We start from the raw sequence: 26,339 nt of genomic DNA on the forward strand, positions 1-26,339 counted from the left end.
ACGTCGACCGCGGCCGGATCCTTCCCCGGCGGCCTCGCCCGTCGCCCCTCGCCGACCGCGAGGGGCCCCTCCTCGTACTGGCGCTCTCGCCGCACCCTCGACTCAAGGCAGGCGCCGCACGTCCCACCTCACGCGCCGCGCGCGCGGCCCCTTCGCGCGCAGCACGAGGCCGCCGAGGGCCACCTCGGACTCCTGGGCCAGCGCCGTGTTCACCCGCGTGCGCGCGACGCCGCCGTGAGGGCCCGCCGCGACGCACTGGGCGCACTCGACGAGCTCGGCCTCGGCCACGCGGGCGAACGACGCCGGCGCCTCGCCCGCGTCGCCGCGCGCGTCGTACGACAGCTCGGTGCCATCCGCCAACCGGAACGCGCCGGCGGCGGCCTTGGCGGGCACCACGAGCACGTCGAGGCGATCGGCGACGCGCTCGGGCGTGACGACCTCGGGGTCGGTCGCGGGGGCGAGGGTGTCGATTCGTGCATCGTACATGGGCAGGAGCGCCCCCTCGGTGAGCCACAGAGGCAGGTGTCCGAGAGGCGCCGGCACCTCGACCTTGCGTCCCCCCTCGAGCACCTCGGAGGTGGCGAGGTCGACGAAGCGCCCGGGCGGCAGCCACAGCGACTTCGTGGTCTGGCCGCGCCGCACGACGGGCGAAGTGAAGAGCGAGCGCCCGACATAGAACGAGTCTTCCACGGCGTACGCCTCCGGCACGGTGGGGTGCACCAGGAACGGGTGGCGCGTGATGGGCACTCCCGTCGCGTTGGCCTCGATCGCGAGGCCGTGGAGATAGAGCCCGAGGCGCGTGTGGAGGCGCGTCATCGCGCGGTACACGTCCTGGGTCTCCTGGTCCTTGAAGAGCGACCACTTCTCCTTCTTCGCGCCCACGGGGTTCGCGCAGGCGTTCTGCTCTTGGAACACCGGCGACACTGCGCCGAGCTCGACCCAGCGGAGGTAAATCTCCTTTGTCGTTCGGCGCGCTCGTCACACACTTGTAGCCCGACACGTCGCTGCCCCAGACCGGTACGCCGCTCATGCCGAGGGGGGTGGGGGGGGGGGGGGTGTTGGGGGGGGCCGGGGGGGTGGGGGGGGGGGGGGGTTTCTCCGGGGGGGGGGGGGGGGGGGGGGGGGTGGGGGGTGTTTGGGGGGGGGGGGGGGGTTGGGGGTTGTGGGGGGGGGGGGGCCTGGGGGGGGTGGTGGGGGGGGGGGGGGGGGTTCGGGTTGGGGGGCGGGGGGGGGTTTGGTCCGGGGGGGCCGGGGGGGGGGGGCCCCCGGCCCGCTTTTGGGGGGGGCCGGGGGGGCCGGGCCCCCCGGGGGGGTTTCCGGGGCCCCCCTTCTGGCCGGGGGGGCTCCCGGGGGGGGGGGGTTGCCCCGGGGGGGGGGCCCCCTTCTGGGGGGGGGGGGGCCGGGGGCGGGTTTTGCGGGGGGGGGGGGCCCCCCGGGGGGGGGGGCCCCGCGGGGGGGGGGGGGGGGGCCGCCCCCCCCCCCCCGGGGGCCCCCCCCCTTGGGCCCCCCCCGGGGGGGGGGGGGGGGGGGGGGGGGGGGCCCCCACGGGCCCCCCGGGGGGGGGGGGGGGCGCGGGGGGGGGGGGGGGGGGGGGGGGGCGGGGGGGGGGGGGGGGGCCGGGGGGGGGGGGGGGGGGGGGGGGGGGGGGGGGGGGGGGGGGGGGGGGGGGGGGGGGGGGGGGGGGGGGGGGGGGGGGGGGGGGGGGGGGGGGGGGGGGGGGGGGGGGGGGGGGGGGGCGGGGGGGGGGGGGGGGGGGGGGGGGGGGGGGGGGGGGGGGGGGGGGGGGGGGGGGGGGGGGGGGGGGGGGGGGGGGGGGGGGGGGAGAGCGGGGTTCGCGCGCGCATGTGGACGACTCTCCCACCTCGCGCGGCCTCACGCCAGACACCTCCGCGGGCGAACCCCGTGGACGACCGCGCCGCGAAATGCGACACGGGCGCATGAGCCACCCCAGGGATCCAAGCGCTCGCTCGCACGCCCCGCACGCCCCGAGCGCCCCGTGCGACGTGCGCGTCGAGCAACACGGCGCCGTCGCGGTGCTCGTGCTCGACGACGAGCGACGCAAGAACGCCATGACCCCCGAGCTCGGCGACGCCCTCCGCCGCGTCGTGACCGAGGTGCGCGCTCGGCGGGGCGTCCGGGCCGTGGTGCTGACGGGCGCGGGCGACGCGTTCTCGGCGGGCGGCGATCTCACCATGCTCGAGCGGCTGCGGCGGGTCTCGCGGGAAGAGTCGAAGGCGACGATGCTCGCGTTCTACGGGCGATACCTGTCGATCCTGGAGCTCGAAGTGCCCACGATCGCCGCGGTGCGGGGACCCGCGATCGGCGCGGGGCTCGCCGTGGCGCTGGCGTGCGACCTCATGGTGTGCGACGAGGACGCGAAGCTCGCCGTGAATTTCGCGAAGCTCGGGCTCTACCCGGGAATGGGCACGACGTACTTCCTCGAGCGCCGCGCGGGCGCGCTCCGCGCCGCCGAGCTGGTGCTCACCGGCCGCCGCTTCACCGGGCGAGAAGCGCTGGCGTGGGGCCTCGCCAACCACGCGGTGCCTGCCGCCGAGGTGCTGCCGCGCGCGCTCGCGCTGGCCGAGGACATCGCGCGCTCCTCACCGGCCACGGTGCGCGCCCTGAAGACGCGGCTCGCGCCGAGCCCCGAGGCGCTGCGCGCCGCGCTCGAGCACGAGGCCGAGCAGCAGTCGGAGAGCTACCTGGGCGCCGATCTGGGCGAGGGGCTCGCGGCCGCGCGCGAGCGCCGAGCGGCGGTGTTTCAAGACGCGTAGTCGGGCGGGCGCGCGCCCCGCGACCGACCGCTTCACCGGGCGCGCGGGCGCGATGAATCGACCACTACGCGCGCTGCGCGGGAGCCCTCAGCCCGGCGGCCCCGGGGTGGTCATCGTCCACACCGGCGGAGCGCCATGCAGGGTGAGCTCGTGGCCCACCTCGTAGCCAAATTTGCGGTAGAGCGAGAGGTTCACCGGGTTCGAGGTCTCCAGGTGAGCGACCACGCCGGCATCGCGCGCCAGGCCGGCCGCGTGCCGTAGCAGCGCGCCGCCGAGGCCGCGCCCCTTCTGCGCGGGGTGCACGCCGAGCACATACACGTAGAGGTGTGACTCCGCCGGGTGGAGCTTGAGAATGGCGCTCTCGATCGCGAGCCCCACGCGGAGCAGCCGCGCCGAGGGCACCCCCGGTGGTAGGGAGAACGCGCGCGCCTGGGCGCCGAGCGAGAGCGGCCACGTGCCGGGCGGAGTGAGCGCGACGACGCCGTGCTCGGGGCCCCCCTCGACGGTGAGCGCGCCGCCCACGGAGTGGCTCTCGGTCAGCGCGTGAAGGGTGATCCAGCGGAGCCACTTCGGTCGCGTGTCGGCGTCGGGGAGGAGGAAGCGAAAGAGCGGATCGTCTTCGAACGCCAGCGCGAGGGTGGCTGCGGCGGAGGGGAGCTCGGATCGTTCGAGTGGCCGGACGCTCATGATGCGTGGATACTACAATGAGATGCGCCGGGCCGTGACCCGCGACGGGATCTGCCGGCAGCTGCTACGCTCGTGGCGATGCGCAGCGCCCTGCTCGGATCGATGTTCACCCTCGCGCTCGCCTGCAATCCCACCGGTGAGACGCGGCGTCCTGTGGTCGCGCACGACGCCTCGGTCGCGCGCGAGGTCGCGTCGATCGTGGAGCCCCCCCCAAGCCCCGCCCCGAGCGCAAGCTCCGCACCTCCCCCAGAGGCCGACGCCAGCGAGCCTTGCCTCGGGGCGGGCCGCTTCGATCTGGCGGCGCTGCTCGCCTCGCCCGCCTGCGCGCTGCGCGGCGACGATCCGCGCGCGCGCGCGGTCGCGCAGCACGGGCCAGCCAAGGCCCCCTCGCTCGCGTTCGAGGTGAGACCTACGCACCCCAGCGCGAGCTCCGGGGCCGCGGTCGAGGTCGAGCTCGTGGTCACCAACACCGGACGCGCGCCGGTCGAGGTGGTGCTCGTGGTGCGCCCCGACGAATGGGGCAACCTCGCGATTCGCAGCGCCAAGGACCGCGACGGTGCTTGGGAGACGCTCCGCGGCGCGCGCGGCCCCTCCTTCGATCCCGCGGACAAGCGCGCGCCCTGGTGGGCGGCGGTGCGCATCGCCCCCGGGGCCACGGGACACACCCGCATCGCGGCGCGCGCCACCGTGACGCGCGTGGAGCACCTCGCGGCGCCCCCGGGGATGGCCGCGCCGTACGCCGCGCGCGAGTCTCCCGCGAAGCCCGGGACCTACGACCTGCGCCTCAGCGAGCCGCTCTCGGGCCGCGAGCTCCACCCCGCGGTCACCTTGCGGATCGACGCGCCGTGAGTCTCGCGCGTTTCGCACCGAGCGCGCGATGACGCACGCCCATCTCTCCCGCGACCGCCTCACCGCCCTCGGGCAGTGGCTCGTGCTCGGTGCCCTCGTCGGCGTCGCGTGCGGCGGCGCCTCGGCGCTCTTCCTGTGGCTCCTGGAGCGGGCCACGGAGGTGCGCGCGCGGCACGAGTGGCTCGTCTACGCGCTCCCGATCGCCGGGCTCGTCGTGGGCTCCCTCTACGAGCGCTTCGGAGAACCCATAAAGGGGGGAAACAACCTCGTCATCGACACGATCCACGACGACGGGCCCGAGATCCCCCTGCGGATGGCCCCGATGGTGCTCGTGGGCACCGTCCTCACCCACGTGTTCGGCGGAAGCGCCGGGCGCGAGGGCACCGCCGTTCAAATGGGCGCGAGCCTCGCCGACTGGCTCTCCCATCGCCTCGGCGTGTCGAAGGCGGTGCGCCGCCAGCTGCTGGCCGCGGGCGTGGCGGGCGGCTTCGGCTCGGTGTTCGGGACGCCGATCGCCGGCACCGTGTTCGGGCTCGAGCTCGTGGTGCTCGGGCGCATCGAATACGAGGCGCTCGTCCCGGCCTTGGTGGCGTCGGTGGTCGGCGACCTCACGACCCGCGCGCTCGGCGTCGGGCACACGCATTACCCCGCAGCGCCGCACGTCCCTCTCACGCCGCTCCTTCTCGCCAAGTGGCTCGTGTTCGCGGCCGCGGTCGCCGCCACGTCGACCGCCTTCATCGAGCTCACGCACTGGCTGAAGAAGCGCGGGGAGCGCCACCTGCGGCGGCTCCCCCTCCGCATGTTCGCAGGTGGCGTCGCGGTCATCGCCATGTGGAAGCTCGTGGGAACGAGCGACTACCTCGGCCTCGGAGTGCCCACGATCGTCCGCGCGTTCACCGACCCGAGCCTCCCCACCTACGCGTTCGCGCTGAAGCTCGTCTTCACGGCCGTGACGCTCGGCGCCGGCTTCTTGGGCGGCGAGGTGACGCCCCTCTTCTTCGTGGGCGCAGCCCTCGGGAGCGCGCTCGCTCGCTTGCTGGGCATTCCGCTCGAGCTGGGTGCGGGCGTGGGCCTCGCGGCCGTGTTCGCGGCGTCGTCGAATACACCGCTCGCCCTATCGATCATGGCCGTGGAGCTGCTCGGCGCCCACGTGTTCCCGCACGTGCTCATCGTATGCGTCGTGGCCTATCTGCTCACGGGACACCGAAGCATCTACTCGTCCCAGCGGCTCCTCGGCGCCAAGGGAGGCGAGCGGCTCACGCACCCCCGCGCGCTCCGCGACCTCGACCGCGGCCCCGACGAGCCGCCGAGAGGGGCCAAGTAGCGGCCTGTCAGGCGCGGGGGACGGGAGCGCGGCGACTCGGTCGCGCGGCCCGCGCTCGAGCACACGCGGGCTGCGCCTCTCAAGGCCGCAACAGGACCAGCGGTCGCTCGGAGGTCCCCGAAATGCGCAGTCCGCTCGAGCTCGAGCGATAGGCGCTCTCCGTGTCGGCGCGAGCGCCGCTCACCGTCCCGAAGACCGCGATCCTGTCGCCCGGCCCGAGCCGCGCCTCGAAGCAACGAGTCCTGTGGGCCCCCCCGGGTGACAGCGGCAGAATTTGGGGCTGGCCGGACACGGCGACAGGGAAGAACGCCTTGAGCGAGGGGTTCGCGCGGGCACGCGCCGTCACGTCTTCCGTGGCGAGATCGAGGAGAAAAGGGGCGCGCACGAGCGCGTCTCCCCGACTCACCACCGCGCTCGGCGGGAGCGGCCCTTCGTCGCCGACCAAAGACTCCGAGCGACCGAGCTCGACGTGGACGCGGGACTCCCCGTCGTCGTCCAGGAGGACGAGAGGCTCGCGCGACGCGTCGCGAGCCCGAAGCTCCCAGTACCGCGCGTACGTCCCCGTGCTGCGGTTCATGCCTGTGTCCGCCTCTTGTTCGAGGCAGACGAACCAGAAGGCACATGGCGCTCCGGTGAACGGCGCCGGGAACGTCGCGCTCGAGGGATCGATGCGCCCGACCACACGGACCTCGGTGCCCTCGCCCACGCCCTCGCCCCCTGCGATGGCGCGCGCCACCGAACGGGTGCGAGCACGGAGCGCGCTCGCGACGCGCGGCGCGACGAAGAAGGGTCGCCAGAGGTCAGAGAAGAAGCCCACGCGCGCGGACCTTACTCGATCGCGTCGGTCGGCGCTCCCCTCGGGGTGTGGCGGAGTTGGGCGAGCGCGTCGACCGTGGCGACGCTCGGTGGAGGGGTGGTAGAAGGCGTCGTGGCTCTCTTCGGCTCACGCCTCGCGCGCTCGCTCCGGTCCCCGTTCGCGCTGCTCGCGCTGGCTGCGGTCTCCTCCGCGTCCTGTGGGGCAGCGCCGCCGCCCCCCGCTCGCGCTCCCCAGGCGAAGGCTCGCACGGTAAACCCCGCGCCGCTCGTGCCCTACGATCTCGCGAACGAGCAGGACATCCCGAAGGCGATCCGTGAATACTACACGAAGTACGAATACCGCATCCCCATGCGCGACGGGGCGCGCCTCTTCACCAACGTGTACGTGCCCAAAGACGACGAGCACGTCTACCCGATCGTGATGCAGCGCACGCCCTACAGCGTATTGCCGTATGGCATCGACAACCTTCCGCCCGCGTCCAACGCGCGCCTCCTGCGTCGGTTCGCGCCGAACCCGCTGCTGGTGAAGGACGGCTTCATCTTCGTCCACCAAGACGTGCGTGGGAAGATGATGTCGGAGGGCACCTTCGTCGACGTGCGCCCCCACCGCGCGGGCAGCGGCCCGACCGACATCGACGAGACGACCGACGCCTTCGACACGATCGACTTTCTCGTGAAGAACGTGCCGCGCAACAACGGCAACGTCGGCGTGTGGGGCATCTCGTACCCCGGCTTCTACGCCGCTCAGGCGGCGATCTCGGGGCACCCGGCGCTGAAGGCCGCCTCGCCCCAAGCGCCGGTGACCGAGTGGTTCTTGGGCGACGACTTCCACCACAACGGCGCGCTCTTCCTCGCCGACGCCTTCGACTTCTACTCGAGCTTCGGGCAGCCGCGGCCCAAGCCCACGGCGAAGTCGCCCCCGTGGGGCTTCGAGTACGGCACGGGCGACGCGTACGACTTCTTCCTCGCGCTCGGCCCGCTCTCGAACGTGAACGCGCGGCACTTCGAGGGCAAGCTCATGTTCTGGAACGACCTCATGGCGCACGGCACCCGCGACGACTTCTGGAAGGCTCGCGACCCGCGCCCCCACTACAAGAACGTGAGGCCGGCGGTGCTCACGGTGGGCGGCTTCTTCGACGCCGAGGACGTCTACGGCACGCTGGAGACCTACAAGGCGTTCGAGGCGCAGAGCCCTGGGGCGCACAACACCCTCGTGATGGGCCCCTGGCGCCACGGAGGCTGGGCGCGGGGCGAGGGCGACCACCTCGGCGCAGTGAGCTTCGGCCAGAAGACCGCGCGCATCTTCCACGAGCGCGCCGAGCTGCCCTTCTTCCAGCGGTGGCTCAAGGGCAAGCAGACCACCCCGCTGCCGGAGGCCTTCTGCTTCGAGACGGGCACGAACGAGTGGCGGAGCTTCACCGCGTGGCCTCCCCGCGAGGCTCGCGCGGAGACCTTGTATTTTGCACCGAACGGCCGCCTCGCCGCGGCGCCCACGCGCGGGCCCGCGCCCGAGTCCGACAGCTACCTGAGCGATCCGAGGCGGCCGGTGCCCTACAGCGGGAAGACAGCCAGCGACATTGATGCAGAATACATGGTCGAGGACCAGCGCTTCGCGTCGCGGCGGCCCGACGTGCTCGTGTTCTCGACGCCGCCGCTCACCGACGACGTCACCCTCGCGGGTCCGCTCGAGGCCACCCTCTGGGTCACCACCACCGGCACCGACGCCGACTTCGTGGTGAAGCTCATCGACGTGTACGCCGACAACGCGGAGGACCCCGAGCCGAACCCGACCGGGCAGCGCTTCGGCGGCTACCAGCAGCTCGTGCGGGGCGAGGTGATGCGCGGGAAGTTCCGCGACAGCTTCGAGGCGCCCAAGGCCTTCGTGCCGGGTGAGCCCACCCGCGTGCGCCTGACGCTCCCCGACGTGCTCCACACGTTCCGCCCGGGCCACCGCCTGATGGTGCAGGTGCAGAGCTCGTGGTTCCCCCTGGTCGACCGCAACCCGCAGACCTTCGTGGACATCCCCAAGGCCAGCGAGGCCGATTTCCGCGCGGCCACCCACACCCTCCTCCGCACGGCCGACCGCCCGTCCACCCTCGGCGTGCGCGTCCTGCGCGGGCAGCTGCCTCGTTGAAGAGGTAGCGCCGTCTTTTCGCTGACGACGTCCGGGTGTTGGCTCTACGCTCCACGCCAAAGCGAGGAACCATGGGCAATCTGAAGCGCAAAGACTACGAGGCCGCGTTGGAGCCGCTCCAGGTGGAGCTGAACGAAATGGCGCGCTGGCTGAGCCACACGGGCACACGCCTCGTGGTGCTGTTCGAGGGCCGCGACACGGCCGGCAAGGGCGGCGCCATTTCGGCTATCTCCGACTGCCTGAGCCCTCGCCAGTGCCGGGTCGTGGCGCTCTCCAAGCCGAGCGAGCGCGAGCGGGCGCAGTGGTATTTCCAGCGCTACGTGGAGCACCTGCCCGCGGCCGGCGAGATCACCCTCTTCGATCGGAGCTGGTACAACCGCGCGGGCGTCGAGAAGGTGATGGGGTTCTGCACTCCCGCGGAGGTCGACACGTTCTACGAGCAGGCGCCGGTCTTCGAACGGCAGCTCGTCGACACCGGCACGTTGCTCGTGAAGTACTGGCTCTCCGTCGACCAGGACAAGCAGGAGGAGCGCTTCGCCGAGCGCTTGTCCGACCCGCTGAAGCGCTGGAAGCTCTCGCCGATCGATCTCAAGGCGCGCGAGCACTACGCGGCCTACGGCAAAGCGCGGGACGTGATGTTCAAGGCCACACACAAGAAGTGGGCGCCGTGGTTCGTGGTCGACTTCAACGACCAGAAGCGGGGGCGCCTCAACCTGCTACGCCACCTGCTCGATCAGGTGCCCGACAAGCGCGTCCCCGACGTCGAGGTGCCCTTCCCCAAGCTCGAAGGGAAGCCCGCGAAGGAGAAGTTCACGGGCCCGGTGTCACCGATTCGCGGCAAGTACTGAAGCTCAGCCCGCGGGAAAATGAGCGCCGAGGCACCGGACTCTGCGCTCACCTCGCGCTCACCGTACCCTGGCCTGCGCGCTCACCCGCAGAGGCCGGCGCAGGTCTCCTGCGCGCGTAGGCACGAGAGCCCGACGGGGCTCGGGCGTACGGGCGACCAGCGCCGCGTGGGCAACGAGAACCAGTGCGAGTCGCCGAGGAGGCCGCAGTCGCCCTTCCCGAAGCCCGCGAAGAACCCCTGCCCGTCCGCGCGGGGCGCGAACACGAACGCGCTGCGACGCTCCGGCGAGGCCTTGTCGATCGTGGTGAAGTCGGGCGCGAACACGCACGCCTTGGTGGAGGGCTTGTTCAGCGAGTCGCCGAGCGGCATGCGGGACCACGCGGCCGTCGCCACGTCGAGCGTGTAAATCTCGTTCTGATTTCCCACCTGGCCGTCGTCGTGACCACCGAACACGACGACCCGCTTGTTCACCGAGTCGAACATCGCCGCGTGGTTGATGAGGCCGAGCGGCGCGTCGCCGTTGGTCTCCACCTTCGTCCACGTCGACGAAGCGAGGTCGAGCTTCCACACGTCACGGAGGAAGGGCCCCAAGAAGGCGTTCTTGTCGCCGCCGGAGACGACCCACGCCACGCGCGACGCGGCGTCCAGCGCCATCGCGTGGAAGAGGCGGGCTGGGGGACGCGCGGGGGTGTCGAGGGTGCGCCACGTCGAGGTGGCGAGGTCGAGCACGAAGGTGTCGTTCTGCGGGGCGAACGCGAGGCCGTCGGTCGAGGTGTTCCCACCGAACACGACGAGCTCGCCGCGCGCGTCGTCGACCGCGGCCGCGAGGTTCGCGCGCGGGCTCGGCGCGGTGCCCTGCGTCGCGAGCTCGCTCCACGCGCGCTTGGCGAAGTCGAACGACCAGAGGTCCGCGAAGAGAGTGTAGGGGCCGCTCCCACCCTTTCGGGTTCTACCGCCGAACAGGAGCGCGCGATTCCGCGCGCGGTCGGCCAGCATGACATGGCGGGCTCGCGCGGGTGGCGCCTGGTCCACCGGGGTGAAGTCGCCGCAGCCCACGTCGAGCAGGAAGCTGCCTCCGTCGTGCACCGCGGCGGCGACGGAGCCGCACGGCGCGACCGCGGTGTCGCCGCCAAACATCACGAGGATCTTGCCGTCGGCCGAGAGGGCCCCCGCGGAGTCACCGCGCGGCGCAGGCAGCGTGGAGCCGCGAGTGGGCGGATTGCTGGCGCACGCCGGGGCACCGCCGCCGGGCGGCTCTCCCGCGCCGGCCTCCCGAGGGGGCGTTGGCTGCGCGACCGGTTCGGGCGCCGAGGAGGAGCACGCGAGGAGGAGCGTCGGGACCAGAAGGAGACCAGCGAGGAGCCGCACCGGGCTAGGCTACCACGGCGCGCGGCCTACGCCCGCGGCATGCGGGCTCGCGCGGTGGCGGTCACGCGCCCCGTGGAAGACGCGCGCCCCTCAGCCCTCGGTCGCAGAGGCCTCCGCAGCCACGCGCCTCGCGACGGCGCCGAGCGACAGGCCCTGCACGAGCACCGAGAACACCACCACCACGTACGTGACGGTCACGATGGTGTCGCGCGCCGGCGACGCGGGGAGCGACAGCGCGAGGGCGACCGAGATCCCGCCGCGAACGCCGCCCCAGGTGAGCACCGTCACCGCGCCCTTCAGCGGCGCGACGAAGCGCCGCATCGCCGTGAGCGGGATGACGACGCTGAGATACCGCGCGAGCAGCACGACGACGATCGCCACTCCGCCGAGCCCGATCGCGCCCTTCGACATGGGGAGCGTGGTGAGCTCGAGGCCCACGAGCACGAAGAGGACGGCGTTCAGGACCTCGTCCACCAGCGTCCAGAACTTGTCGATGTGCTCGCGGGTGACGTCGCTCATGCCGCGCGCGCGGCCGGCGTTCCCGATGATGAGCCCCGCCATCACCGCGGCGAGGGGCGCGGAGACGTGGAGTCTCTCCGCCAGCGCGTACCCGCCGAACACGAGGGCGAGCGTGAGCAAGAGCTCGGTCTGGTAGTGGTCGATGCTGCGCAGCAGGCGATACACCGCGTAACCCGTCACGAGGCCAAAGACGGCGCCTCCGCCTGCCTCCCGCACGAACGTCGTCGCGACCTGAGCCGCGGTGGCCTGGCGCCCCGAGACCACCGCGCCCACGACGGTGGAGAACACGACGACCCCCACTCCGTCGTTGAGGAGAGACTCGCCGGCGATCTGGGTCTCAATGCGCTTGGGGACCTTCGCTTCCTTCAGAATTCCCATCACCGCCACCGGATCGGTGGGGGAAATGAGGGCCCCGAACACGAGCGCGTATCCGAAAGACACGGGGGCCCCGAACGCGCGCCCCGCACCGTAAAAGAGGACGCCCACGATGGCCGTCGACAGCAGCGTACCGACGAAGCTGAGCCCGAGCACCACGGCTCGCTCGCGCTTCAGGTCGCCGAGGTCGATGTGGAGCGCGCCCGCGAAGAGCAACGCTCCGAGCATGCCGTGCATGAGCGTGTGCTCGAGCTCTGCCCGCGCGACCACGTTCATCATGAGGGGCCGGAGCGAGACGAAACCCACCCGGTCGAGCACGACGAGGAGGGTCGAGCCCACGAGGGACATGGCCATGATCCCGATCGCCGGCGGCAGCCGCAGCGACCGCTGGTTGACGTACGCGAACAGCGCGGACAGCGTGAGCACGGCCGCGAACACCTGAAAAGCAGTCACGGTGTGCGAACCCTAGCCGTCCACTCCGGGGGCCCCACGCGCGGGGCGCCCCAGGTCCACCGGTCGACCAGCCACGGCCCTTCCGACGCGAGCGGGTCGTCCTTGCCGATCACCCACGCGTCGATCGTCCCCGACGGCGCCACGCGCATCCGCACGAAGCTCTTGAAGCCCGGGTGCCCGAGCACGGTGAAGACCTGCTGCATCTCCAGGCCTCCGAGGGCGCAGAGCGCCAGAAACAAGCCGTAGAGGAGCGCGCTCGCGTACGCGTGCACGAGGATCATGAGCGGCTCGTGGGTGAGCGCGTGGAGGTGGTTCCCGAAGCTCACCTGGAGGAACGCGAGCCCCGCCGGCAAGAGGCCGAGCGCCAGGCCGAATGGGAACGCGAGCGCGAGGACGCGCCGGGGGTGTGCGCGGTGGTGACCCGCGATCGCGTAGAGGGCCCAAATCCACGCGCCGCTGGCCACGGCGGCCGTGACCGCGAAGCGCACGAGCCCGTGCCCGCCGGCCGCGAGCTCGACCCCGCCGACCACCGCCGCGACGATGTGCATGATGTACCCAGCGCGGCCGAGCACGAGGCGCAGCGGGACCTGCAGCGCCAGGCGCCGCGAGATCCGCGCGCTCGGATAAGCCGCGGCCGCGGGGCTGGGATCGGGGACGATGCGCGTGCCGTGGAGGAAGGCGCCGCTGCCGCCCGCGATGACGTGCATCGACTCGCCCACGACGCGGCGCTCGTAGTGGTGCATGTCGCCACACTGGTAAAGGACCCGGTCGCGAGACAGGTCGAGGCCGCTCGCGGCGAGGATGCGCTCGCCCACGTCCCACGGCTCGCCGAAGGCGATCGCGGGGTCGGGCGACGCGAGCCACACCCGGTCGCCCGAGGCGTGGCGACGACGCGACGCGAAGAAGCTCCGCTGGCGGTAGTCGAGGCGCCCGAGCTGGCGGTCCACCCCCCAGAGGTCGAGGCCTGGGGCCAGCGGAAGCGCCCAGTAGCTCGCCTCCTGCACGGCCTCGTACCCGAGCAACGTCAGGCGGCGGCGGCGCTGCTCGTCGGTGCCTCGCCACAGCGCGCGGGTGGTCTTGGCGACGCCCGCGATCGTGCTGATCGTGCCGCCGAGCTCGTCCAAGTGGAGCCCTCGCGCGACGAGGCCGACCGCGCGCGACGCGGAGTCCTTCTTGCGCGGCTCCTCCGCGACGCCGTGGCCGCGGAGTCCGTCGCCAGCCGTGCGGCGAAAGAGCCTGCCGAAGCCGTCGAGCCCGTCGTACCAGTCGTGGTTGCCCGGGATCGCGAGCAAGAGGCGCGGCGGTGCGGCGGGATCGAACGTGGGCTCGAGGAGCTCGTTCCACGGCTCGAGCACCCGGCGGAAGATCTCGTCGGCGGTGGCCACTGGGTACGCCGTGTCGCCGCCGAACAGCAGCACGTCTCCGCGGGGCAGGACGCGCTCGCCCTCGCCCTCGCCTTCGCAGGCGTCGTCGCCAAGGACGGTATACTCGGAGAAGACCATGCGGCCCACCTCCCGGCTCACATCGCGGTCGTCCCCCGTGTCGGCCACCCAGTCGACCCAGAGCGGCCGCCCGAGGCCCTCCAGCACCGTCGGCGCGTCGGCCCGGAGGCGCAGCACCTCCGCCACGGCGCGGAGCAGCTCCTCGGGCGAGAGCGGTCGCATCCAGTCGCGCGCGTCGACGGCCTCGCGCGCGATCGCGGTCGAGACCAAATTTCGAAAGTGCCCCCACAGCGACGTCGCCCCGTACCACCGAATCCCGAACGGCGCGGTGGCGCCCTGGCGGAACACGACGGGCGCCGCGCGGTCCCCCCGCGGCGCGAGGCGCACCGGAGCGCTCACGGGCTCACGGGCGCGCGGAGGGGAGCCTGCCTATAGAAATACCGCGATCTCATCGAGCTCCTTTTTGCGCAGCGTGGGCACCTGCGCGCCCTCCGCGGGATACCCCACGACGAGGAGCAGATAGGGCCGCTCGTGCGCAGGCCTCCCGAGCAGCTTCGAGAGGAAGCCCATGGGGCTCGGCGTGTGGGTCAGCGTGGCGAGCCCGGCGTGGTGGAGCGCGGCGATGAGAAAGCCGGTGGCGATGCCCACCGACTCTTGAACATAGTAATGCTTGGTGCGCGCGCCGTCGGCGGCGAGGCCGTGGCTCTCGGCGAAGATGGCGATGAGATACGGCGCGGTCTCGAGAAAGGGCTTGTCGGCGTCGGTGCCGAGCGGCGCGAGGGCGGCGAGCCACTCCTCGGGCGCCCGGCCGCCGTAGAACGCGTGCTCCTCGGCCTCGGCCGCCTCGCGAATGCGCCGTTTGGTCGCGGGATCTCCCACGACCACGAACCGCCAGGGCTGGAGGTTGGCGCCGCTCGGGGCCGTGCCCGCGGCCCGGATCGCGTCGGCGATCGCCTCCCGAGGGACGGGCTTCGGGGAGAAGCTCCGCACCGAGCGGCGCGCGCGGAGCTCTTGGTAGAACGCCGCCGCGCGCGCGCGCATGTCGTCGCTCGTGCGCTCGTGGAAGACGAGAGGCTCCTCTGCCACCGTCACACCGTTAGCGCTGCGGGCGCGTCTGGCGTTGCTCCACCATCGAGCGGAGCTCCTCGGGCTCGAGCGAGCGGCTCAGCGCTTCCTCGAGAGACACGTAGCGACGCATGAGCAGGTTGAAGAGCGACTGGTTCAGGGTCTGCATGCCAAACTTGTCTTGGCCAATCTGCATCTGGCCATAGATCTGCTGTATCTTCGACTCGCGGATCAGGTTCCGGATGGCCACGTTCGGCACGAGCACCTCGAGGGCCATGCACCGCCCGGGCGCGCCGGCGCGCGGCAGGAGCTGCTGCGAAATGACGGCCTGGAGCACGAACGAGAGCTTCGAGCGGATCTGCTCCTGCTGGTGGGGCGGGAACACGTCGATGATGCGGTTGATCGTGGAGATCGCGCTGTTCGTGTGGAGCGTCGCGAAGACGAGGTGACCGGTCTCGCTGATCGTGAGCGCCGCCTCGATGGTCTCGAGGTCGCGGAGCTCGCCGAGCAGCACGACGTCGGGGTCCTGCCGCAGCACGTACTTGAGCGCCCCGCCGAAGCTCGCGGTGTCTTGCCCCACCTCTCGCTGGTTGACGACCGACAGTTTGTGCGGGTGCAGGTACTCGATCGGATCTTCGATGGTGAGGATGTGGAGACGCTGCTCGGAGTTTATCTTGTCGATGATCGACGCGAGCGTGGTGGTCTTGCCCGAGCCGGTCGGCCCCGTCACCAGGATGAGGCCGTTCGGCTTCTGGGTGAGCTCGGAGATGATCGGCGGGAGGCCGAGCTCCTCGAAGCTCAAGATCTTGAACGGGATGGTGCGCAGCGCCCCCGCTACGGCGCCGCGCTGGATGAAGAAGTTCGCGCGAAAACGCGAGAGGCCCTTCACCGTGAAGCTGAGGTCGAGCTCGTTGTCGCGCTCGAACTGGATCTTCTGCTCTTCGGTGAGCACCGAGTAGCAGAGCGCCTTCGTCTCGGTGGGGCCGAAGGGCGGCAGCTTCAGGGGGATGACCTCGCCGTCGATGCGCAGCAGCGGGGGCGTCCCCACGGTGATGTGCATGTCGCTCGCGCCCTTGTCCACCATGGCCTTCAGCAGCTGGTGGAGGTTGACGCGGAGCTCGGGGGGCTGTTGTTGCGACATCGATCTTTTCGGTGGGCTCTACGGTGGGGCGCTTCGGCAGGCTTCCGCGGTCAGCCGTCGGACATGGTGACGCGGAGGACCTCTTCGGTGGTGGTCACCCCGTCGAGGACCTTGAGGATCCCCGCGGCGCGAAGGCTGCACATGCCGCCCTTGATCGCTCCGAGCTTGAGCTCGGCGGTGGACGACCCCTGGAGCACCATCTCCTTCAGGTTCTCGGTGAAGCGCATGACCTCGTAGAGCGCGACGCGGCCCTTGTAGCCGCTGCCGTTGCACGTGCGGCAGCCCGCGCCCTTGGAGAGCCGGCCCTGGCATCGCGCGATCTGCTCGGCGTTGAAGCCAACCTCCTTCAGGACGGCGTCCTCCACGACGATCTGCTGCTTGCAGTCGACGCAGATCTTTCTCGCGAGGCGCTGGGCGAGGACGAGGTTCACGCTCGCCGTGATGAGGAAGGGCTCGACACCCATGTTGAGGAGACGAGAGATCGTCGCCGGGGCGTCGTTCGTGTGCAGCGTCGAGAGCACCAAGTGGCCCGTGAGCGCCGCCTTGACCGCGATTTCAGCGGTCTCGAAGTCGCGGATCTCGCCGACCATGAGGACGTCCGGGTCCTGCCGGAGGAACGCGCGCAGGGCCATGGCGAAGTTGAGCCCGATCTCGTCGTGCATCTGCACTTGGTTGATGCCGTGGAGGTTGTACTCCACCGGGTCTTCCGCGGTGCTGATGTTGGTGTCGATCTTGTTGAGATCGGAGAGCGCCGAGTAGAGGGTCGTGGTCTTCCCGGAGCCCGTAGGGCCGGTGACGAGCACCATGCCCCACGGCTGACGGATGGCCCAAAGGAAGTCGTCGAGCGCCTTCCGGTCGAAGCCGAGCTTCGTCATGTCGAGCTGGAGGTTGCCCTTGTCGAGGAGACGCATGACGGTCTTCTCGCCCCAGAGGCACGGGAGGACGCTCACGCGGAAGTCCATCTCGCGGCCCTTGCCGAGCTTCAGCTTGATGCGCCCGTCCTGCGGGAGGCGACGCTCGGCGATGTCGAGCTGGCTCATGATCTTGATGCGGCTCGAGATCGCGTTCTTCAGCTTGACCGGGGGGCTCATCTCCTCGATGAGCACGCCGTCGACGCGGTACCGGACGCGCAGCGATTTCTCGTACGGCTCGATGTGGATGTCGCTGGCGCCCTTCTTGATGGCGTTCAGGAGGATCATGTTCACGAGGCGGATGACCGGCGCGTCCTCCGAGGCCTTCTCGAGCTCGACGAGGTTCAGGTCGTCGTCTTCGCCCGTGAACTCGATCTCGGACTCCTCGAAGCCCGCCATGACCTCGTCGTACGAGGGGCCGACGCTGTAGTTGCGCTCGATCGCCGCGAGGATCGCGTTCTCGGAGGCGATGACCGGCTCGATGTTGTAGCCGGTGAGGAACTTCAGGTCGTCGATGGCGTGGAGGTTCGTGGGGTCGGCCATCGCCACGATGAGCGAGCTGCCCGCGCGCGACACCGGGATGACCTTGTGCCGCTCGCACTGGTCGCGCTGGACGAGCTTCAGGATGTCGCCGTCGATCTCGTACTCGTCGAGCTGGATCGTGGGGACGCGGTACTGCTGCGACAGGAAATTCGTGATGTCTTGGTCGCTGACGAAGCCGAGCCTCGCGAGCGCCGCGTTCAGGTTCTGACCTGACCGCGACTGCTCGTCCTGGGCCTGCCGCAGCTGCGAAAGGGAGATGAGCTTCTCTCGAACGAGGAGCTCGCCGAGTCGGTTCTGGTTTGCCATACGTCCTCTTCGGGTGAGTCTACGGTGGTCCGCCGCGAATTCGTACGAGATTCCGCGGCGCCGGGCGCGAGCGCGACCGCGGCAGCGCTCGCACAGTGTGGTACCCTGCGGGTTGTCGTGGGACTGTTCGACCGCATCTTCGGCCGGGGGCGCGACGCCGCGAGGGCTCGCAGCGCCGAGGTGCGCGGCGAGCTCGCGAGGGCTGCCGAGCTCTACGCCGAGGCAGGGCGTCCGCTCGAGGCCGCCCGCGTGATGCTCCTCCGCGGCGACGGCGACCCGGACCACCGGGCGCGGCTGCAGCACTATACCCAGGCCGCGAAGCTCGCGCCGGAGGGCACCCCGGAGAACGTCGAGGCGAGGAGGAAGCGCGCGCTGCTGCTGCTCGCGCTCGTCGGCGACGTGGCGCTCTCCGCGGTCAATCGGCGCGACGTCGAGGACGCGGCCCGCGAGCTCGAGGCGGTGGGCGAGCACGAGCGCGCGGCCGAGGCCTACGCGAGCATCGACGACCGCGAGGGCGAGGCCCGGGCGCTCACAGCGGCGGGCGACGTCGAGAAGCTCGAGTTTCTGCTCGCGAGCGAGCAACACAAGGAGCGCGGCCAGCGCCGGCGACGCGACCGCAACGCCGAGGTCGATCTGCTCGTGACGAGCGGCCGCCGCCGCGAGGCGCTCGAGCTGCTCGAGCTGCTCGCGAGAGAGAGCCCCGACGACGCGACCGTGCGCGAGCGCGTGGCGAGCCTGCGCGCGCGGCTCGCGCGGGGGCCCATCGTGACCTTCGCGCTCGGCGCGCTCGGCGCGCTCGGCGAGGAGCGGCTCACGGTCGCGTTCGGCAGGGAGCTCGTGGTGGGCCGCACGGAGGGCACGGTGCTCGTGCCTTCTAGCGCAGTGAGCCGCCAGCACCTCGCCGTCACGCGCGAGGAGGGGGGCTTCTTCGTGCGCGATCTCGGCAGCCGCAACGGCACCCAGCTGCGCGGCCTCCCCATTCGCGGAGCGCTCCCCGTGGGCGAGGGCCTCGAGCTGAGGCTCGGTCGCGAGGTGCCGGTGCACGTGACCCCGAGCGCGCTGCTCGCTGGGGCCGTGCAGGTCGAGGTGCCGGGGCAGCGCGTGAGCTCGGCGTTCGGCCCGGTCGTCATCGCCGTGGGAGACGGGCAGTGGGTGCTTCGCGAGGGCGCCGACGGCCTCATCGAGCTCTCCGCCAAGGCCCCCGCCGCCTACCTGGGTGACGTGGCGCTCGGCGACGGGACGACGCTGCTCGTGGGCGACGCGCTCGCGGCAGAGCGTGGGGGTCCGGCGCGCCTGCGCGTCGTGGGCTGACGCGCAGTCGGTTGAACCGGGCGCTCGCCGCGCGCGCGCCGTGCGCAAAACATTGCACAACGCAGCTCCCCGCACCGCGGATAGACATGAGGCATGGATCGACGAAGGACGGCGTTGGCCTCGACGTGCTCGTTCGCGTTCGCGTGCGCCTTCGCGTGGCTCGCGGTCTTCCGCGGCTGCGCGGCGCCCGAGGGTTGCCTCGGCGGCGACGACGGGGTCTGCTCGCCACCCACGCCCTGCCGGGGGCTCACGTACACCTGCGCCGCGCCCGCGCTCGAGATGCGGCGCGTGGAGCGCGCCGCGGACCGCGCCTCCGGACCCGACGCCCTGGCCGCGACCGGCGATGTCCTCCTCCGCAACGACCACCTCCGCCTCGTGCTCGACGGCCTCGGCGCGCCGCACTTCCTCTCGCCGTCGGGCGGAGCGATCCTCGATCTCTCGCCGGTCGACTCCGCTGGCAATGGCGACGACGGAATAAACCAGATCTTTCAGGCGGTCGGGATCCTCCCCGGCGACGCGGTGCGCGCGACTCGCATCGACCTCGAGGATCGCTCACCGCGGTACGTCGCGGCGATCGTGCGGGGCACGCTCGACGGGCGCCCGAAGGTGTCCGTCGTGACCCGCTACGAGCTGCGCCCCTGCGAGCCGGGCGTGCGCGTACGGACCGAGCTGTTCCACGGGGGCGACTCGCCGGAGAGCTTCTTCCTCAGCGACGCGCTCTACTGGGGCGGTCGCAAGAGCGCGCCCTTCACGCCGCTCGCGGGGCGAGGCTTCGTCCACCCCGACCTCGACCTGCTCGAGCTCGATCGCTCCTTCGTCGAGCAACCGTTCCTCGCCTCGCGGCCGGAGCGTGAGGCCGCACCGTCCTACGCCGTGGTCGGGTGCGGGGAGGGCAAGCAGGCGCTCAGCGGCTTTCACAGCGACTCGATCTCCGCGGCCGGCCTCCCGCGCACGGTCGTCATGCCGGGCGACGCGCTGGCCTTCGAGCGGTTCTTCGTGGTGGCGCGCGGACCGGGCATGGGCGGCGCGGTGAGCGAGGCGCTCCGAGCGCGCGAGCAGCTCTTCGCGGAGCCCACGCGCACGGCGCGGGGTCGCGTGCGGCGCCCCGACGGGCGGCCCCTGACCGCCGCTGACCACGCGAGCGTGCTCGTCTACGAGCCGGGCCCCGGCGGCTCGCCCGCGCTCGACGCGCGGACGGTGTGGACCGAGGCGACGCTCGACGCGCAGGGCGCCTACCGGGTCGCCGTGCCCGCCGGCAAGCGCCTCGTCGCCGTGGCCCACACGCTAGGCCGCGCCGCCTCGCCGCCCGCGACGTTCACCACGCTCGGCGACGTCGAGGTCCCGGACCTCGTCTCACCCGAGCCGGGGCGCCTGGAGGCGCGGGTGGTCGACTCCGCGGGGCAGGCCGTGCGCGGCGAGCTCGTGCTCACGCCGGTGCGCGCCGAGGACGTCGCCGCAGCGCGGGGGTCGCTCTATGGCGCGTTCGACGTCGCGCACTGCGCGCCGTACCTGGGTCCTCCGCACGGCGGCTCCCCCGCGTGCAACCGGGCGCTGCTGGGCGCGGATGGGCGCGTGTCGGTCGCGGTGCCCGCGGGCCGGTACTGGGCGTACGCGACCGAGGGCCCATTCTCCACGCTCGCGCGCGCAGAGATCACCATCACCGACGGGGCGACCACGACGACCACGCTGGTGGTCGACAAGCTCCCGTCGCTGACGCCCGCGGGCGCCCTCTCGTCCGACTTTCACGTGCACGCCGGGGCGAGCTTCGACAGCAGCCTGCCGGAGATCGACCGCGCTCGTTCGTTCGTCGCGACGGGCATCGACGTGCTGGCCGCCACCGACCACGACGTCGTCACGACCTACGAGGCGGCGATCCGCGAGCTCGGTATCGGCGACCGCGTGCGCGTGATGCCCGGGGCGGAGACCACGGGACACATTCTCTTCTACCGACCGCCCGGCTCCGACATCCCGAAGGTGGTGGGGCACTACAACTTCTGGCCGCTGCGGTACGACGCCGCGCTGCCGCGGAACGGCCTCGCGTGGGACGAGCTCCTCGAGCCGGGCCCGCTCTTCGACCGCGTGTCGGCGTCGTTCGACGGCGCCGGCGTCATCCAGTTCAACCACCCGCTGGCCGGCTCGAGCTTCGGGCGCGACGAGGGGTTCCTCACGGCGATCGAGTTCGACGCGCGCAAGCCCGTGCCCGCGGAGCCTAGCGACGTCGGCCCCGGCCAGCTGCGCCGGAGCCGCGGCGGGCGCACCGCGCTCGACTACCACGTGCAAGAGGTGATGAACGGCACGAGCACGCGGCAGTTCCAGCAGTACCGGCTCGCGTGGTTCTCGCTGCTAAACCAGGGGATCCTGCGCGGCGGCACGGCGAACAGCGACTCGCACACGCTCGCCGTCGAGGTGCTCGGGTATCCGCGCAACCTCGTGCTCGGCGGCCACACGCTCCGCGCCTTCGACGTCGAGCGCTTCAACGCGGATGTCCGCGCGGGCAAGATGATCGGCACCAACGGGCCGGTCATCGACGCGAGCATCGAAGGGCGCGGGCCCTCCCTCGCGCCGCTCCGCGCGGCCGCCGACTCGGCGCTGACCCTCGAGGTCCGCGCGGCGCCGTGGATCCCGGTCGAGGAGATCCGCGTGCTCGTGAACGGCAAGGTGCGGCGCGTGCTGCGAGGGCCCGAGCTCACGCGGCCCACCGATCCGTTCGGACGCGCCGGCCTGGTGCGTTTCACGGGGAAGCTCCCCTTGTCCGAGCTGCTCGCGGGGCTCCCGCCCGACTCCGACGCATGGATCGTGGTCGAGGCCGGGCTCCCGCTGTTTCCCTCGGCCGACCTCGATCGCGACGGCTACCCGGACACCACGGACAACAACGGCGATGGCTCCATCGATCTCGACGATCGGCGCGGCTACGGCGAAGACGACGCGTACGTGGAGCCGGGTCGACCGTCGGAGACCGATCCGCGCTTCCACGCGAACGTCGTCGCGCCGGGCCACTGGGCCACCGCGTTCACCAACCCGTGGCTCATCGACCGAGGGAGGGACGGATGGTCAGCTCCCGGCCTATGAACAGCGCGCGGCTCGCGTGGGCGGCGACGCTCGCATGCGTTCTACACGCTTCTGTCGCCGCGGCGGAGGGCCCGTGCGACCGGGGGCGACCGGGGCTCGGGACCCCGATCCGCGTCCCCGTGTTCGGCCCCGCCGACCTCGGCGTCGCGCAGGAGGCGTGCGCCCGCACGTCGCTCACCGTCGAGAGCCGCCTCGCGCTGCTCATCGCCGAGGACGACTTCTACGGGAGCGTGCTCATGGGCGCCGCCCTCCGCGCCTCGCTCCGGCTGCCTTTCGCCGGGGCGTGGCTCTCGGCGTGGCTCCCGGGCCTCGAGTACCGCTTCGTCGCGAACGCCACGGTCGAGAGCGACGGCGCGAGGGTCGGCGCCGGCGCGCTGGGCCTCCACGCGCCCATCGCGCGCACGGAGCGAGCCCAGCTCGTCGCCTACGGGCGGCTGCTGCTGCCCACGGAGACGGTGTTCGCGAGGGCCCGGCGCTACGGCTTCGAGCCGGGGCTCAGCGGGGTGTGGTCGCGCGGCGCCTTCGAGCTCGTCGGCTCGCTGTCGTTCGCGTCGCTCATCACCACCGTGCCGGGCCGCGCGACCCTCGAGTGGGCGCCCGCGGCGACGACAGATCTGATCTTTCGCCCCGTGCGCGGGTTCGGGGTGGCCGTCGGCGCAGGCCTCCGCCCTCTCCAGTCGTTCGACCCCCACGCCCAGCTGCGCTTCTATCCGTACCGGGCGCTCGCCATCTCGCTCGGCGCGGCGCTCCCCGTCGGGGGCCGCGACCGGACGAACCTCGCGGGCGCCGTGTCGATCGGCTGGGACGACTGAGCCCACCCGCGCGGCGCGCGTCCATGCGGGGCGCGCGCCCGCGAGTGCTGCGCTCAGCTCGCGAACGCGATACCCCACGCTTCTCGCTGAGACCACGCGTCGTGTCCGCGCCCGGGTGGCACCGCCCGGCGCGCTGGTCGCGCCTAGCGATATCGCGACCGCACGGCAGCATTCTACGGAGGAAGTGAGCGGGTGGCGAGGACGTCGTCGCGAACCAGCGTCGCCACGCGCAGCCGCGCGTCTTCTCGTACCGGGAGCGTCGGGACTCGCTCGAGCAGGACGGCGGGATCCACCAACCCACACCTCACGGCGACCCGGCAGAAGTGACGATCCTTCTCGCGGGCGGCGACATACTTCGAGAGGAGCAGATCGTGGATCTCGAGGCAGAGTCCCTTCGCGCCTCGAGTCCCCGGGCCCTGAATGGTCACTAGGCGACTTTCCCACCCTGCCGGCAGGAGCGCCGTGCCGGGCTCGACGCCCTGAGCGTAGTAGCCGAAGGTGTCGTGGAACGGGGACAGCTCTCCCAGTGAGCCATCGATGAGCTCCCATCGCTCCGGGTGATTCCGAGGGTAGACGTCCGCCTCGACGGAGACGAGGAGCTCAGCGGGGGCGTCGGGAAACTGGCCGAGGACCGCCTGGCTTCCGACGATGATGAGCTCGTCGTCGTCGGCGATGGTGGTCGCGGCTCGAATGATGTGCTCGAGCTGGGAACGCTTCACGAAGCGCGTGACCGGAGGATGCGCCATCGTGTTCGCGCGTCCAGGACGCCCGCGAACGGGCTCACTTGGCGGAGGTCGTGCATTCGCTCGGAGCCTTCGAGCATGGCACGGACCAGAGCATCGCGAGGCTCCTCGAGGAGCGCGTGCCAGGCCTCGGCGTACGCACGCGGGACCGAGTCGTCGAGCAGCCAAGCCGCGACGCGCCGCCGGGCGGCCGAGACGAGCGCGGGATCGGCCAGGAGTCGCTCGACGACGGCGGCGTGGAGTCGAAGGCTCCTCTCTTGGACGTGATCGTGAAGGTCCACGCACGAAGCATACAGCGCGCGGGCTCGTGGAGCACGCTCGCCGTCCCGTCCACCCTGCCGGCGAACGGCTCGTTGGACGCCCCCGCCGCGGTCGACCGCCGCGCGCGTCGAGACGCGCTCCGCGACCTTCGAGCGAACCGCAGGTACGAGGATCAGAACGACGCGGCCTCACTGCGGCGTGATCCCGCATGGAAGGTCGCATGCGACCGCAACGCCGACGAAGACGACGCTGCTGCGTGAGCCGCCGCGCACTGCGCGCCCACCGCCGCACCGCGCGCTTCGCCGCGAGACGGCTACGCGCGTCCGCCACAGGCCCGCCGAGACTTCGCCAGCCCCATCGCTCGCCCTTCGTCGGCTCCCGACTAAAATCGCCCCCTCCACACACCGCCCCCACATCCAGTGAATTATCCGGGCTCTAGGCGAGGAGGAGCAACGAAGTACGGCGACGTAAGTCGGCGAAAAGCCGACCGAATCAAGCGGTTCGGCGCTCTAGTCTCCTGGAGTCGTGGTTCGTATCAGAAGTCGGGTCTTCGGTGTCATGCCGAGGAGCGATGGGGTGCCCCGTTTTCGGCGGCGGCGGGCCCGTCCTCAACTCGGACGTCGTTCCGCGCGGTGGAGGCCGCGCTTTGCGCTCAGGGGACAGTGGTTTCGGGGGTGACCGCGCGAGAACGCCGACCCTCGAACATGAGTATCCTCCCACCGCCGCCGAAAACGGGACACCCCCTCGCTCCCTTGTGGCGAAAGGCCGAACCCGCGCGACTTCTGGAAGGGATCACGCTTCCAGGGGACTAGCCGCGCGTCAGCTCCGGCGCGCGCGGCGCCACTCGACGAGCTCGCCCGCCGACCGTGTGTTCAGCACGTGCTCCGGGCGGAGCCAGGCGCGCCGCGCGATCCCCACGCCGTAGCGGAGGTGCGAGAGCTCGCGGACGCCGTGGGCGTCGCTGTTGATCACCACGAGGACGCCGGCGTCGCGCGCCTGTCGCGCCAGGTGCTCGTCCACGTCGAGGCGCGTGGGGGAGCTGTTCAGCTCGATGGCCACGCCGGTGCGCGCGAGGGCCGCGAGCACGACCTCCATGTCGAGCGCCGCGGGCGGCCTGTGCCCGATCTGCCGGCCCGTGGGGTGCCCGAGGCAGTCGATCTTGCCCGACTCGATCGCGCGGACCACCCGGCGGGTGAGCTCCTCGCGCGGCATGTCGAGCCGCTGGTGCACGCTGCCGATCACCCAGTCGAGCTCGTCCAGCGCGTCCTCGAGGTCGAGCGCCCCGTCGGCGAGGATGTCGGCCTCGAGCCCCGCGAAGAGCCGCAGCTCGCCCTCGTGGGAGGCCTCGACCTCGCGGAGCACCTCGCGCTGCGCGCGGAGGCGCTCGCGGCTGAGCCCTCGCACGAAGCCGAGCGACTCGGAGTGATCCGTCACGGCCAAATAAGTCCTAGCTAATGCCCGGGCGGCCGTGGCCATCTGGGCGAGGGTGCTCTTGCCGTCGGTCTCCGTCGTGTGCGAGTGCAGATCGCCGCGAAGGTCGGCGAGCTCGACCAGGCGCGGCAGCGTGTCGCTCGCGGCGGCCTCGACCTCGCCGCGGTTTTCCCGGAGCTCGGGCGGCATCCACGCGAGGCCGATCGCCGCGTACACGCCGGCCTCGTCGTCGCCGGCGACCTTCTTCCCCGCCGCGTCGAACACGCCGTACTCGCTCACCTTCAGCTGCTTCTTCACCGCCAGGGTTCGCATGGCGACGTTGTGGTCGCGCGAGCCGGTGAAGTACTGGAGCGCGGCGCCCCACGACGCCGCGGGTACCACGCGCAGGTCCGCTTGCATGCCGCCCTCGAGCACGACGCTGGTCTTGGTCTCGCCCTGTCCTAGGATCTCCACCACGTCGGGCGCGGCGACGAACGCGCGCATGATGGCGGAGGCGTGCTCGGGCAGCGCGGCCACGAGGACGTCGAGATCGCCGACGGTCTCGGCGCGGCGGCGGAGGCTGCCGGCCGGCTCGCACGCCAGCACCCCGGGCACCGCCCGCATGCGCTCGCAGAGGGCGTCGGCGGCGAGCCACGCCTCGGCGAGGGGCCTCCGCTTCGGGGCCTCGGCGCGCTTGCGCCACGCAGCGATGGCGAGCACGAGCCTCTCCTCGCGCTTCGCGCCGAAGCGCGGCAAGTCGCGCAGCCGGCCCTCCTTCGCGGCGGCCTCGAGCGCGTCGATCGACGTGATCCCCCGCTCCTTCCAGACCTGCTGCGCGGTCTTCAGGCCGATGCCCGGGAGGTTCATGAGGTCGGTGAGGCCCGGCGGAAGCGTCGCGCGGAGAGCCTCGGCCTCGGCGAGCTTCCCCGTGTCGAGCAGCTCCCGGATCCGCCGCGCGACGCCCTCGCCCACGCCCCGCACGCCCTCGAGCTTCCCGGCCGCGGCGAGGTCAGCGAGGCTCTCGCCGAGCCCCTCGATGGCGCGCGCCGCGGAGCGGAAGGCGCGGACCTTGAACGGCACCATCCCGCTCAGCTCTTGCATGTCCGCGAGCTCGTCGAGGGCCCGGGCGATGGCGAGGTTGTCCACGCGACCGAGTGTAGGCGATCCCGACAGCGTACG

At 72.1% G+C, this 26,339-nt stretch carries 19 protein-coding genes and 1 pseudogene; 9 read left to right on the forward strand and 11 right to left on the reverse strand.

Annotated elements, in window-relative coordinates; genetic code table 11:
- Positions 1-492: 492 nt before the first annotated feature.
- Positions 493-954, reverse strand: a pseudogene (locus tag IPQ09_01035) (hypothetical protein).
- 983 nt (positions 955-1,937) lie between these two features.
- On the opposite strand from IPQ09_01035, the gene IPQ09_01040 reads away from it, so the two are divergent.
- Positions 1,938-2,774, forward strand: a complete 837-nt coding sequence (locus tag IPQ09_01040) for an enoyl-CoA hydratase/isomerase family protein (GenBank protein MBL0192804.1) — start codon at positions 1,938-1,940, stop codon at positions 2,772-2,774.
- Between the two features lie 87 nt (positions 2,775-2,861).
- On the opposite strand, the gene IPQ09_01045 is transcribed toward IPQ09_01040, so the two are convergent.
- Positions 2,862-3,461 carry a GNAT family N-acetyltransferase gene (locus IPQ09_01045; protein MBL0192805.1) on the reverse strand — a complete coding sequence of 200 codons (600 nt, stop codon included), beginning with the start codon at positions 3,459-3,461 and terminating at the stop codon, positions 2,862-2,864.
- Between the two features lie 78 nt (positions 3,462-3,539).
- On the opposite strand from IPQ09_01045, the gene IPQ09_01050 reads away from it, so the two are divergent.
- Together IPQ09_01050 and IPQ09_01055 are read left to right on the forward strand one after the other, a co-directional pair.
- A complete protein-coding gene (locus IPQ09_01050) occupies positions 3,540-4,310 on the forward strand; it encodes a hypothetical protein (protein MBL0192806.1) in 771 nt (256 codons plus the stop codon).
- 28 nt (positions 4,311-4,338) lie between these two features.
- A complete protein-coding gene (locus IPQ09_01055) occupies positions 4,339-5,634 on the forward strand; it encodes a chloride channel protein (protein MBL0192807.1) in 1,296 nt (431 codons plus the stop codon).
- A 79-nt stretch (positions 5,635-5,713) separates the two neighbouring features.
- Here IPQ09_01055 and IPQ09_01060 read toward each other — a convergent pair whose 3' ends face one another.
- On the reverse strand, positions 5,714-6,451 hold the full coding sequence (locus IPQ09_01060; protein ID MBL0192808.1) for a hypothetical protein: 738 nt from the start codon (positions 6,449-6,451) through the stop codon (positions 5,714-5,716).
- A gap of 111 nt (positions 6,452-6,562) precedes the next feature.
- Between IPQ09_01060 and IPQ09_01065 the strand changes: the two genes are divergently transcribed.
- Positions 6,563-8,584 carry a CocE/NonD family hydrolase gene (locus IPQ09_01065; protein ID MBL0192809.1) on the forward strand — a complete coding sequence of 674 codons (2,022 nt, stop codon included), beginning with the start codon at positions 6,563-6,565 and terminating at the stop codon, positions 8,582-8,584.
- A 71-nt stretch (positions 8,585-8,655) separates the two neighbouring features.
- The gene (ppk2, locus tag IPQ09_01070) at positions 8,656-9,432 is read left to right on the forward strand and encodes a polyphosphate kinase 2 (GenBank protein MBL0192810.1); all 777 of its coding nucleotides are present in this window, start codon (positions 8,656-8,658) and stop codon (positions 9,430-9,432) included.
- A gap of 80 nt (positions 9,433-9,512) precedes the next feature.
- Here ppk2 and IPQ09_01075 read toward each other — a convergent pair whose 3' ends face one another.
- The 6 genes from IPQ09_01075 to pilB form a co-directional block, all read right to left on the reverse strand.
- Positions 9,513-10,799 carry a hypothetical protein gene (locus IPQ09_01075; protein MBL0192811.1) on the reverse strand — a complete coding sequence of 429 codons (1,287 nt, stop codon included), beginning with the start codon at positions 10,797-10,799 and terminating at the stop codon, positions 9,513-9,515.
- 90 nt (positions 10,800-10,889) lie between these two features.
- A complete protein-coding gene (locus IPQ09_01080) occupies positions 10,890-12,146 on the reverse strand; it encodes a sodium:proton antiporter (protein MBL0192812.1) in 1,257 nt (418 codons plus the stop codon).
- On the reverse strand, positions 12,143-13,987 hold the full coding sequence (locus IPQ09_01085; protein MBL0192813.1) for a hypothetical protein: 1,845 nt from the start codon (positions 13,985-13,987) through the stop codon (positions 12,143-12,145). Before IPQ09_01085 ends, IPQ09_01080 begins: the two co-directional genes overlap by 4 nt.
- Before the next feature lie 30 nt (positions 13,988-14,017).
- The gene (locus IPQ09_01090; GenBank protein ID MBL0192814.1) at positions 14,018-14,629 is read right to left on the reverse strand and encodes a nitroreductase family protein; all 612 of its coding nucleotides are present in this window, start codon (positions 14,627-14,629) and stop codon (positions 14,018-14,020) included.
- A 55-nt stretch (positions 14,630-14,684) separates the two neighbouring features.
- Positions 14,685-15,794, reverse strand: a complete 1,110-nt coding sequence (locus IPQ09_01095) for a type IV pilus twitching motility protein PilT (protein MBL0192815.1) — start codon at positions 15,792-15,794, stop codon at positions 14,685-14,687.
- A 50-nt stretch (positions 15,795-15,844) separates the two neighbouring features.
- Positions 15,845-17,554 carry a type IV-A pilus assembly ATPase PilB gene (gene pilB, locus IPQ09_01100; GenBank protein MBL0192816.1) on the reverse strand — a complete coding sequence of 570 codons (1,710 nt, stop codon included), beginning with the start codon at positions 17,552-17,554 and terminating at the stop codon, positions 15,845-15,847.
- A 117-nt stretch (positions 17,555-17,671) separates the two neighbouring features.
- On the opposite strand from pilB, the gene IPQ09_01105 reads away from it, so the two are divergent.
- The 3 genes from IPQ09_01105 (at position 17,672) to IPQ09_01115 (ending at position 22,746) form a co-directional block, all read left to right on the forward strand.
- The gene (locus IPQ09_01105) at positions 17,672-18,865 is read left to right on the forward strand and encodes an FHA domain-containing protein (protein MBL0192817.1); all 1,194 of its coding nucleotides are present in this window, start codon (positions 17,672-17,674) and stop codon (positions 18,863-18,865) included.
- 93 nt (positions 18,866-18,958) lie between these two features.
- Entirely contained in the window at positions 18,959-21,934 is a 2,976-nt protein-coding gene (locus IPQ09_01110; protein ID MBL0192818.1) for a PHP domain-containing protein, read from the forward strand.
- A 119-nt stretch (positions 21,935-22,053) separates the two neighbouring features.
- Entirely contained in the window at positions 22,054-22,746 is a 693-nt protein-coding gene (locus IPQ09_01115; protein ID MBL0192819.1) for a hypothetical protein, read from the forward strand.
- A 173-nt stretch (positions 22,747-22,919) separates the two neighbouring features.
- On the opposite strand, the gene IPQ09_01120 is transcribed toward IPQ09_01115, so the two are convergent.
- The gene (locus IPQ09_01120; GenBank protein MBL0192820.1) at positions 22,920-23,465 is read right to left on the reverse strand and encodes a hypothetical protein; all 546 of its coding nucleotides are present in this window, start codon (positions 23,463-23,465) and stop codon (positions 22,920-22,922) included.
- Positions 23,466-23,542: 77 nt separating this feature from the next.
- Between IPQ09_01120 and IPQ09_01125 the strand changes: the two genes are divergently transcribed.
- Positions 23,543-24,010, forward strand: a complete 468-nt coding sequence (locus tag IPQ09_01125) for a hypothetical protein (GenBank protein MBL0192821.1) — start codon at positions 23,543-23,545, stop codon at positions 24,008-24,010.
- Positions 24,011-24,569: 559 nt separating this feature from the next.
- Here IPQ09_01125 and polX read toward each other — a convergent pair.
- Positions 24,570-26,306 (reverse strand): DNA polymerase/3'-5' exonuclease PolX, encoded by a 1,737-nt coding sequence (polX, locus tag IPQ09_01130; GenBank protein MBL0192822.1) that lies wholly within the window; start codon positions 26,304-26,306, stop codon positions 24,570-24,572.
- Between the last annotated feature and the right edge of the window lie 33 nt (positions 26,307-26,339).

The organism is Myxococcales bacterium (assembly GCA_016720545.1).
GTDB lineage: Bacteria > Myxococcota_A > Polyangia > Polyangiales > Polyangiaceae > JAAFHV01.

Excerpts from the sequence above, each read along its gene's own strand:
- IPQ09_01040 (MBL0192804.1), top strand. The coding sequence starts at position 1,938 with ATGAGCCACCCCAGGGATCCAAGCGCTCGCTCGCACGCCCCGCACGCC.
- IPQ09_01045 (MBL0192805.1), bottom strand. The coding sequence starts at position 3,461 with ATGAGCGTCCGGCCACTCGAACGATCCGAGCTCCCCTCCGCCGCAGCC.
- IPQ09_01050 (MBL0192806.1), top strand. The coding sequence starts at position 3,540 with ATGCGCAGCGCCCTGCTCGGATCGATGTTCACCCTCGCGCTCGCCTGC.
- IPQ09_01055 (MBL0192807.1), top strand. The coding sequence starts at position 4,339 with ATGACGCACGCCCATCTCTCCCGCGACCGCCTCACCGCCCTCGGGCAG.
- ppk2 (MBL0192810.1), top strand. The coding sequence starts at position 8,656 with ATGGGCAATCTGAAGCGCAAAGACTACGAGGCCGCGTTGGAGCCGCTC.
- IPQ09_01090 (MBL0192814.1), bottom strand. The coding sequence starts at position 14,629 with ATGCGCGCGCGCGCGGCGGCGTTCTACCAAGAGCTCCGCGCGCGCCGC.
- IPQ09_01095 (MBL0192815.1), bottom strand. The coding sequence starts at position 15,794 with ATGTCGCAACAACAGCCCCCCGAGCTCCGCGTCAACCTCCACCAGCTG.
- pilB (MBL0192816.1), bottom strand. The coding sequence starts at position 17,554 with ATGGCAAACCAGAACCGACTCGGCGAGCTCCTCGTTCGAGAGAAGCTC.
- IPQ09_01110 (MBL0192818.1), top strand. The coding sequence starts at position 18,959 with ATGGATCGACGAAGGACGGCGTTGGCCTCGACGTGCTCGTTCGCGTTC.